This is a genomic window from Emticicia sp., from assembly GCF_043780375.1.
Taxonomy (GTDB): Bacteria; Bacteroidota; Bacteroidia; order Cytophagales; family Spirosomataceae; genus Emticicia.
Genome location: NZ_JAYWCU010000139.1, coordinates 1 through 9168 on the forward strand (window position 1 = coordinate 1; position 9168 = coordinate 9168).

The window sequence follows — 9168 nt, forward strand, 5'->3', positions numbered from 1 at the left end:
GATATTGAAAAGTCAATTTCGGAAAAAATAAAAAATGATTACCGCCAAATAATGACCGATTGGCAAAAGAAAGAAGCGGAACGATTTGAACAAAAAGAACAGCAACGAGATGCCGAATTGAAGCGAAAAGAGCAAGAATTGGCCGAATCGATTGAAAAACAAAGAAAAACGATGGCGGATGAGATTCGTGAAAGGCTCATAAAAGAAAGTTCGGCTTCCATCGAATCTTTGAACAAGCAATTAGAAAATCAGACTGAAATGATAAGCGGTTTGCGAAAAAAAGAAATTGATTTCTTGGAAAAAGAGCGTGCCTTGAAAGATGAAAAAGACCGAATGGAGTTGGAGAAAAAACAATTTGAAATGCAAATTCAAGACCAAATAAAGGAGAAACTAAGCAAAGATTTTGAAATAAAATATGAATTGATTATCAAGGAAAAGGAAAAACAACTCGAAGACCAAAAGAAATTGGCGGCTGAAATGCAGCGAAAAGCTGAGCAAGGTTCGATGCAATTGCAGGGAGAGGTTCAAGAAATGGGGCTGGAAGAAATGTTAAAAAACACCTTTATTTATGACGAAATTAGTGAAGTTGGCAAGGGAATTCGTGGAGCTGATGTTATTCAAACTGTAAAAAATGAATTAGGACAAGTATGTGGAAAAATTATTTATGAAAGTAAACGCACACAAAATTTTGGTGGTGATTGGATTGAAAAACTGAAAGACGACCAACGTCAAATTGGTGCAGAAATAGCAGTGTTAGTTACCCAAACTATGCCCAAAGAGATGGAGCGTTTTGGTGAAAGAGATGGCGTTTGGATTTGCAACTACTTAGAAATGAAGAGTTTAGTGTTTGTTTTGCGTAAAATATTGATTCAGACTCAAACTGCAAAATCTGCCAACGAAAACAAAACCGATAAAATGAGTTTGCTTTATACTTACTTAACTTCCAATCAATTTCGCCAACAAATTGAAGCCATTGTTGAGAGTTTTACAACCATGAAATCAGATTTGGATAAAGAAAGACGTGCTATGCAACGGATTTGGAAAGAACGAGAAGTGCAAATTGAAAAAGTGATTGGCAGCACCATTGATATGTATGGCAGCATCAGAGGAATTGCTGGAAATGCCATCGCACCAATTCAATATTTAGAATTGCCTGGAAGCGAGGAAGAATGAAAATAGTACGACGGATTTCCTAATCCGTTGTACATTTATTTACAAAACCTTCCTCAAAGCATTTCTCAAAGCATTCCTCACCTCGGGTGCTGAAATAAGTCCTGTATGTCGCCAAAGTAATTTACTATTTTGGAAAAGCATCAAGGTTGGTACGGCTTCGAGTTTATATTTTTTTCGGAGAGCTACATTTTTGTCCACGTCAATTTTTACGACCAACAATTCGTCATCTAACTCATCTACCAATTGGTTGAGCATAGACGAAATTTTCTTGCAAGGTTTGCACCAGTCTGCCGTGAAATCTATCAAAACGGGTTCATCCGACCCAATTAATTCTTCAAAAGAACCAGTCATTTTCTTAATTGTTTACTGAAATAATACTACATTTTTTATTAAGAAATGGTTCTATTTTACTTCTCTAAATATCGTTTTTTAAAAGCTAACGGGTTTTCATTAGTTATTTTCTTGAAAGTTCGATTGAAATATGAAAGGCTTTCAAAACCACATTCAAAGCAAGTTTCGGTTACGTTTTTATCTGAAAGTAATAGTCGCTTGGCTTGGCTGACTCGGTAAAGATTCAAAAATTCGGTGAAAGTAAGTAGTGTTCGTTTTTTAAAATAACGACAAAAAGCAGCGTGTGAAAGATTGCTGAGGCTTGCTACTTCGTCGATTTCTATTTTCCTTTGAAAATTTTCATCAATAAATCGATAAAGACGTTTAAGGCGTTCTCGTTCCCTTTTATTATATTGATTTTCAACAGGATGTGTGTGTAGCAATTCAATATTAGTAGCTGATGCTAAATCTTTAAAAACACTTAAAATTTCTAAAAACTGTTCAAAATGCGGTAATAAGTATAAATTCTTTAATCGATTTGCTACTTTTTGCTTGGTTTCAGAATCGAACGCTACACAAAATTTAGACTTTTCAAAAAGCTGAGAAATACTCGAAAGTTCGGGTGTATTGGCAAGGGCCGACCCCAAAAAATCCTGACTAATATGAACCACTATTACGTCGTAATCAGTCTTTATTCCATAGTCAAAATTGAGATGTGGAATATTTGAGCCAATAAAAACCAAATCGCTTTCTTCATAGCGTGAAATATGCCTGCCTACATGGCGAGTACCGTTTACTCCCTCAATAAAAACTAATTCAAATTCGGGATGGAAATGCCAAAAGAATAAATCGCTCATTTTAGGATTAACCATCACATGAAATGAACTATCGGTAAATGGTTTGAGTTCTTCAAATCGAATTTTCATTGCATTTTTGACTATAATTAACATTAAATCATACTAATATATTAAAAAAAATCAATATTGTTCAAATTTATGCAATAATTGTTATATAAATGCACGATTTGGATATGCTATCTTTGTATTATTATTTTAATCTTTAATATAACAAAATATGGAAACCAAAGACCAGAGAATGGTAGCTACCATGGCTCCAACCATGATGCCCAACACCAATCATAAAGATATTCCTGGAAATCCGTCGACAGCAACAAGTAGTTTTTTGAAACTAAATGACCGTTCAAATGGGAAACCTTTAAAGGTTTTGAGCGAAGAAGATTGGGCTTTTTGGGTAGAAAATGGCTACGTAATTATCAAAAATGCTGTATCAAAAGTGCAAGCCCAAGCTACTGCTCAGTTTTTGTGGGAATTTGAAGAAAAAGACCCCAATGACCAAACCACTTGGTATGCACCGCCTCGTTCGGAGATGAAAATGAAAGAGTTGGCAGGAACAGGCATGGTTGAGGTTTATAATAATCAACATTTGTGGAATAACCGTCAAGTGCAGCGAGTGTATGATGCTTTTACCGATATTTGGGGAACAGAAAAGTTGTGGGTTACGATTGATCGTGCAAACCTTAATTTTCCGATTCGACCGGGTTTCGAATATAAAGGTTTTATTCATTGGGACTATGACCCCGAAACAAAACCTCAAAATGTACAAGGAGTTTTGGCTCTTGCCGACCAAACCGACGAAAACATGGGTGGTTTTCAATGTATTCCAGAGTTGTATCGTACTTATGATACTTGGAAATTGACTCAACCCGAAGACCGAAATCATTTTAAGCCCGATACTTCGGCGTTTGAAGGAAAGTTTCATAAAGTGAAATTAGAAGCAGGCGATTTACTAATTTTCAATAGCATAACACCACATGGCATTCGTCCGAATAATTCGGATAATAAAGTTAGAATTGCTCAATATATTTCGATGATGCCAGCCGAAGAAGACAACGAAGCAATGCTTGAATGGCGAGTAAATTCTTGGAAAAATCGTATTTCTCCTGAAGGATACGCTTTTCCTGGTGACCCAAGAAATTGGGAACAAACAAAATACGGCACTGCGGAGTTGAACGATTTAGGTAAAAAATTATTAGGACTTGAAAAATGGTGAAAGCCCATCTTTATAAGTTGTGCTGAAGGAAATTTTCGCCCCTTGAAAAAGGGACGACCGTCGCACGGGGAAAATTTATTAAAAAAACATAAAACATGGTACAAAAACAACTTTATACCACCCTCAACAATGGTATTTCGATGCCTTTGCTGGGGCTTGGGGTGTATGACATGTACAAAAAAGATGCCGAGCAAGCAGTTTTGTGGGCATTAGAAACGGGTTATCGCCTCATTGACACGGCGGCAATGTATGAAAATGAAGTCGAAATTGGGAATGCGGTGCGAGAAAGTGGCATAGCTCGAAAAGAACTTTTTATAACTACAAAAGTACATAATACCGAGCAAGGTTTTGACCAAACTTTACGAGCTTTTGACGAAAGTCAGCGAAAACTTAATTGTGAATACATAGATTTATACTTGGTGCATTGGCCTATAAAAGTCACCCGAAAAGATACTTGGAAAGCTCTTGAAAGAATTTATTCCGAAGGGCGAGTGCGGGCAATAGGGGTTGCCAATTATTTGATTCCGTTTTTAGATGAATTGGCTACTTATGGTAATATCGTTCCTGCTGTCAATCAAGTAGAATTTAGCCCATATTTGTATTTGGAAAACTTATTGAAATATTGTCAGACTAAGCAAATACAATTGCAAGCCTATACGCCTTTGGTGCGTGGGCAACGCATGAATGACCCAAAACTATTGTTTTTAGCTCAAAAATATGCTAAAACCCCTGCTCAAATCATTCTTCGTTGGGCTTTGCAACATGGTGTTTCTACTATTCCAAAATCAGCGAATTTAGCAAGAATCAAAGAAAACTTCGATGTTTTTGACTTTAAAATTGATGCCGTAGATATGAGCATAATAGATACTTTTCACGAAAATTTCAGAGTGGTAGAAGACCCAATGGAACTGTTTTAACAAATTTTTGTCCTACCTTTGACTAAATATTAGATAGAAACTCGATGAAGCAAAAGGACAGAAGACCGAAACAACAAAATATAGATAAAATATCAAAACCAGAAGCAACACGTTTTACGGTCATTGAAGAAACCGAATTATTGGTTTTTTTATTGGCAAAAATGGCTCAAAAAAGTCGAAATGACGTTAAAATTTTATTGAGAGACAAACATATTTTTGTTGATGGAAAATCAATGACGCAGTTCAATCATCTACTAAAACCCGAGCAAATTGTTGAAATTAAGTGGAAAAAAGCCCCTGAAGAACAAAAATATAGAGGAATAAATATCATTTTTGAAGACCAATACCTTATCGTTATCGAAAAGCAAGCGGGTGTATTATCTATTGCTACCGAAAAACAAAAAGACAACACAGCTTACAGCATTTTGAGTGGGCATATTAAGAAACAAAATCCAAGTAATCGTATTTTTGTGGTGCATCGCCTCGACCGTGAAACGTCGGGTTTAATGATGTTTGCCAAGAGTGAAAAAGTACAAAAATTATTACAAGAATCTTGGAATGCTACGATTCAAGAGCGTACTTATTTAGCTGTGGTTGAAGGTTATGTCGAGAAAAAGCAAGATACAATTATCTCCTATTTGGTTGAAAGTAAGTCTTTAACTGTTTATTCTAACAAAAATTCGGAAGTAGGGCAAAAGGCAATTACACACTTTGAAGTACTAAAAAGCAATAAAAACTTCACTTTATTGAAAGTAAATCTCGAAACTGGACGCAAAAACCAGATTCGAGTGCATGCAAAAGATATTGGTCATTCGGTTGTTGGTGATGACAAATATGGAGCAAAAACTGACCCCATTAAACGATTAGGACTTCATGCTTGGGTGCTGGCATTCAAACACCCAATCACAGGTGAAGACTTGAATTTTGAAACCCAAATGCCCGCTAAGTTTGTGGGTTTATTCTGATTGTATTCCTCATTATATTATTATTAAAATCAGTTTTCTGCCTTTTCCCATTTTAACTACGAAATATTTCGTAGTTAAAAATCGGGGTACAAATACTTACTTTCTTTTTTCTACTTTTTTTTAACCTTTTTATGATTGTGAAGTATCCACAATTAAAAAACGGCTTACCACAACTTTTTTCCGAGTGGAGCTTTGACATATAAAGCAACCGACAATCACTCTTTTAATTTAGCGACCTATTTGCAATTGCCGTTTTAAAAACGGCTGACACACCGACTGAATTAAAATTCAGCCGAATGGGGTTTTAGTCAAATAATAAGTCCGATGGATATGTTGGATATTTAGGGGAATATTTATAGTTTTGGGAATAGACATTTCAGATATTTGATACACTCAGAAAAGGTGCAGATATATGAAATATAAACGCCATAAATCATAAAATACAGAGCGTATGGCGGTTATACACTCGTTGGCGGTCATTATGAAAAAAATCCAAAGCATAATAAATCGGTACGGACAGACTTATAAACCTTAATAATGAAAAATATAATTTTAGTTTCAATATTCTTACTGACCATTGCAAATAAAGGTTTTGGGCAGTCTATTTTGGACACTTTGAGGACAAAAGCGGAGAACAATCAAATTCCAACAAAATGGAATATTGACCTATTTTCAAAGGACATAAAATGGCGTGAGAGCGACAAATCCAAACCTTTAAAGTCTCTTGCGTTCCCAGTTGAAAAATACGACACTTACGTTTTTACTCAACCGTTTAATTTTAAGATACAAAATTCAAATTTTGCTGGAATTTCAACAGGTGAGAACATTGGTGGCAGAGAGAACAAAATGATATTTAGACACGATTTATGTTTAATATTTTTTACCAAGGACACTCTTACAACAATTAGTAAAGCAGACGTTATTTCCAGAAACTCACCATACTTAACTTTTCAAGGAACTTTTAAATCAACAGAACAATTTGATTTTGTTGGTGTGAAAAGCCCTGATGATAAAGGATTTTTGATGGTAAGTACGAAGGCTTTTGATTTACAATTCGGACAGACTGTTATTATTTTCCCGAACGAGAACGGTTCTTTCTATTACCTTCAACTAACTGAAAAACCAATTCCAAATGAAGATTTTAGCAAATTCATAGACCGACTGAAATCAAACGAGAAGCTAAATACGATGCTGAACTATGCGACGAAAAAATAACGACCGCCAACATAGTATTGTGGCAAGTGGGGGCTGACGGAATACATTGAGCATCAGTTAATAATTTAGCTTTTGTTCCGTCTGACGGAAACTGCCAAACATTTGTAAGTAATTGAACATCAGTAATTTATATCGGCAGACGTTCAGGCGGACGAGTTTCAAATTCCCCCACCTGACCACAATACTTTTTCGTTAGGTGGCAAGTGCAAAACGAAAACCACGGACAATTTTAACGCTTATAAAAAAGTTAAAACATGAAAAAGACAAGCCTAATTTTGACATTCTTTTTATTCAGTATTTATGCCTTTGGACAAAAAAGTATGACATTCCAACAAGCAGAAAAAATTGGCATTTCCCAAAAACTTGACAGCCTTTATCGTGGTGGAATTGATAGTGATTCTACTAAATCTATTTTCAAAGACCAAAAGGCTTACATTGAATCGTATCAACAGTTTATTTTTCAACTTGGCGACTTTTTGAAAAAAAACGATTTTAAGTGGGGCAAACAAGTACGTTGCTTCAACAGAATATATTTTTCCAAACAAGGGACGGTCGACTATTTCTTGTATAATTTCAAGGAAGGACAGATCACACTTGAACAAGAAAATACATTCGGAAACTTGGCACAAAAATTCATTCAACAAGCGAAGTTTGGACTTAAAACTGACACACAATTTGCTCAATGTAGTCCTGTAAAATATACTGATTTATAGATTCACAGGACTTAGAATTAGAATATTCTGGACTCGTGGACAGTTTTTAGATAGGACATTGGACACTAATTATACGACAATTATACTTCATTTTGAACACATCATCGAACGACAATATGCCTGCCGCCAACATAGTATTGTGGCAAGCGGGGGCGGACGGAAGTAGTTGAACATCAGTATATTAACAAACATTTGCACCAGCGGACGGAATACTATGAAGCAGTTGGAAGTAACTCAACTTTGGAACAAAACCCAGCCTCAGTTACGGGCGGACAAGTTCCAAATTCCCCCTTCTTCATTAATACTTTAGCGTTGGCAGCAAGCGTAAAGACCGGCACAACAACCATTAAACTGACAGACAATTAGACTATTCAAACTTGATCAAATCTATCAAATTTCCACACCAATTGAGCGAATTCCATCAAAAACAGATAAAAGGATGTTGGGTTACACTTTGAATGCAGAGATTTTAAAGAAGGTATGATTTTTATAATTTCACACCTTCTCTAAATAATTATTACGCACCCTTCACCGCCTCAATAATTTTAATTTGCTCTACAATCTGCTCAGGTTTTATCAATAATTCTTTACCTTCGGTAATGGCTTCGTAGAGGTTTTGAAATAGGAAATTCCAATTGCCAATTTCGGTTTCTATCGTTCCTCTGAAATTTTGACCATTGATTTCTGTATTCAAAATACCCCATTTTTCGGCAGATTCTACGCCAAAACCTGCCATTAGTGGCATTAAACCTGATTTTAAATGGTCTTCTTGCACATCTAATCCATATTTTACGAATGAACCTTTTGTGCCATGCAAAATATATCTTGGGCCTTCTTCACGTACCAATAGGCTTGATTTTAGCAAAACTTTTAGCTTTCCATAGTCCAAGCGAATATTAAATGCATCATCAATTTCTGAACCTTCTCTTTGGGTAAAAGTTTCTCCCGAAACTGAATTAGGTTTACCAAAAAGTACAATTGTTTGGTCAATAATATGAGAGCCTAAATCATAGATAATTCCGCTACCTGGCCCAGTTTCTTCTTTCCATTTTTTAGCATTCAGAATAGGCTTATGTCTATCAAAATGAATTTCAAAACTTAATAATTCACCCAAAAGTTTGTTTTCTATAACTTTTTTAACGGTCATAAAATCGCTATCAAAACGGCGATTTTGGAAGATAGAGATGACTTTTCCTTGTTTTTTTGCAAGCAAAATTAATTCTTCTGCTTCTGCAACGGTTGAGGTGAAAGGTTTCTCGACCAGCACATTTTTACCTGCTAAAAGACACTGACGGGCATGACTGTAGTGCGTACTGTTTGGCGAAGCAATGCTTACTAAATCAATTTCAGTATCTGCCAAAACTTCGTCTAAACTTCGGGCAACTTGCACTGTTGGATAAACCGCTTGTGGATTTTGTGAAGCAGAAACAATGGTTTTTAGATTAAAATTAGGATTTGCAAGAAAAAAAGGAGCTTGTAAATATCTCCCAGAAAGTCCGAATCCGACAAGGGCAACGTTGAGCATAGTACTTAGATTTTAGTTCAAACCACTAAAGTAGAACTTTTTAAATCAATTCCAAAATTCTCATTTTTCTGCGTGATACATCAATCTTCTCTCCCGTAGAAAGACAAGCACAGTGTCCTACGATGGTTTTTTCAAACCCTGTTAAGTATTTTAAATTAAGTATGTCTTGTCCTAAAATAAGTTTACAATTATAGTTGAAAATCCTGATATAGGTTTACAGTTGATTTATTATAATAATTTTTCCAGTATCTTTTCAATTT

General features: G+C 35.5%; 10 protein-coding genes. 7 read left to right on the plus strand and 3 right to left on the minus strand.

The window, feature by feature from the left end:
- On the plus strand, positions 1–1173 hold a 1173-nt coding region (locus tag ACH2CJ_RS11060; protein WP_394992863.1), incomplete at its 5' end, for a DUF2130 domain-containing protein.
- A gap of 39 nt (positions 1174–1212) precedes the next feature.
- Here ACH2CJ_RS11060 and ACH2CJ_RS11065 read toward each other — a convergent pair.
- Positions 1213–1524 carry a thioredoxin family protein gene (locus ACH2CJ_RS11065; protein WP_394992864.1) on the minus strand — a complete coding sequence of 104 codons (312 nt, stop codon included), beginning with the start codon at positions 1522–1524 and terminating at the stop codon, positions 1213–1215.
- Between the two features lie 56 nt (positions 1525–1580).
- Positions 1581–2429, minus strand: a complete 849-nt coding sequence (locus ACH2CJ_RS11070) for an AraC family transcriptional regulator (RefSeq protein ID WP_394992865.1) — start codon at positions 2427–2429, stop codon at positions 1581–1583.
- Between the two features lie 148 nt (positions 2430–2577).
- On the opposite strand from ACH2CJ_RS11070, the gene ACH2CJ_RS11075 reads away from it, so the two are divergent.
- The 6 genes from ACH2CJ_RS11075 (at position 2578) to ACH2CJ_RS11100 (ending at position 7749) form a co-directional block, all read left to right on the plus strand.
- On the plus strand, positions 2578–3573 hold the full coding sequence (locus tag ACH2CJ_RS11075) for a phytanoyl-CoA dioxygenase family protein (RefSeq protein WP_394992866.1): 996 nt from the start codon (positions 2578–2580) through the stop codon (positions 3571–3573).
- Between the two features lie 95 nt (positions 3574–3668).
- Positions 3669–4490 carry an aldo/keto reductase gene (locus ACH2CJ_RS11080; protein ID WP_394992867.1) on the plus strand — a complete coding sequence of 274 codons (822 nt, stop codon included), beginning with the start codon at positions 3669–3671 and terminating at the stop codon, positions 4488–4490.
- Positions 4491–4534: 44 nt separating this feature from the next.
- Positions 4535–5455 (plus strand): RluA family pseudouridine synthase, encoded by a 921-nt coding sequence (locus tag ACH2CJ_RS11085; protein ID WP_394992868.1) that lies wholly within the window; start codon positions 4535–4537, stop codon positions 5453–5455.
- Between the two features lie 537 nt (positions 5456–5992).
- Positions 5993–6670, plus strand: coding sequence for a hypothetical protein (locus ACH2CJ_RS11090; RefSeq protein WP_394992869.1), 678 nt, complete (start codon positions 5993–5995; stop codon positions 6668–6670).
- A 254-nt stretch (positions 6671–6924) separates the two neighbouring features.
- Complete coding sequence (locus tag ACH2CJ_RS11095; RefSeq protein ID WP_394992870.1) at positions 6925–7383, plus strand: hypothetical protein; 459 nt, start codon at positions 6925–6927, stop codon at positions 7381–7383.
- Between the two features lie 192 nt (positions 7384–7575).
- Complete coding sequence (locus tag ACH2CJ_RS11100) at positions 7576–7749, plus strand: hypothetical protein (RefSeq protein WP_394992871.1); 174 nt, start codon at positions 7576–7578, stop codon at positions 7747–7749.
- 151 nt (positions 7750–7900) lie between these two features.
- Here the strand turns inward: ACH2CJ_RS11100 and ACH2CJ_RS11105 are convergent, their stop codons facing one another.
- Complete coding sequence (locus ACH2CJ_RS11105) at positions 7901–8908, minus strand: Gfo/Idh/MocA family oxidoreductase (RefSeq protein ID WP_394992872.1); 1008 nt, start codon at positions 8906–8908, stop codon at positions 7901–7903.
- Positions 8909–9168 lie beyond the last annotated feature (260 nt).

What these genes read in the sequence shown, in the direction of transcription:
- ACH2CJ_RS11095 (WP_394992870.1), top strand. Translation starts at nt 6,925, where the DNA reads ATGAAAAAGACAAGCCTAATTTTGACATTCTTTTTATTCAGTATTTAT.
- ACH2CJ_RS11065 (WP_394992864.1), bottom strand. Translation starts at nt 1,524, where the DNA reads ATGACTGGTTCTTTTGAAGAATTAATTGGGTCGGATGAACCCGTTTTG.
- ACH2CJ_RS11085 (WP_394992868.1), top strand. Translation starts at nt 4,535, where the DNA reads ATGAAGCAAAAGGACAGAAGACCGAAACAACAAAATATAGATAAAATA.
- ACH2CJ_RS11070 (WP_394992865.1), bottom strand. Translation starts at nt 2,429, where the DNA reads ATGAAAATTCGATTTGAAGAACTCAAACCATTTACCGATAGTTCATTT.
- ACH2CJ_RS11090 (WP_394992869.1), top strand. Translation starts at nt 5,993, where the DNA reads ATGAAAAATATAATTTTAGTTTCAATATTCTTACTGACCATTGCAAAT.
- ACH2CJ_RS11080 (WP_394992867.1), top strand. Translation starts at nt 3,669, where the DNA reads ATGGTACAAAAACAACTTTATACCACCCTCAACAATGGTATTTCGATG.
- ACH2CJ_RS11105 (WP_394992872.1), bottom strand. Translation starts at nt 8,908, where the DNA reads ATGCTCAACGTTGCCCTTGTCGGATTCGGACTTTCTGGGAGATATTTA.
- ACH2CJ_RS11075 (WP_394992866.1), top strand. Translation starts at nt 2,578, where the DNA reads ATGGAAACCAAAGACCAGAGAATGGTAGCTACCATGGCTCCAACCATG.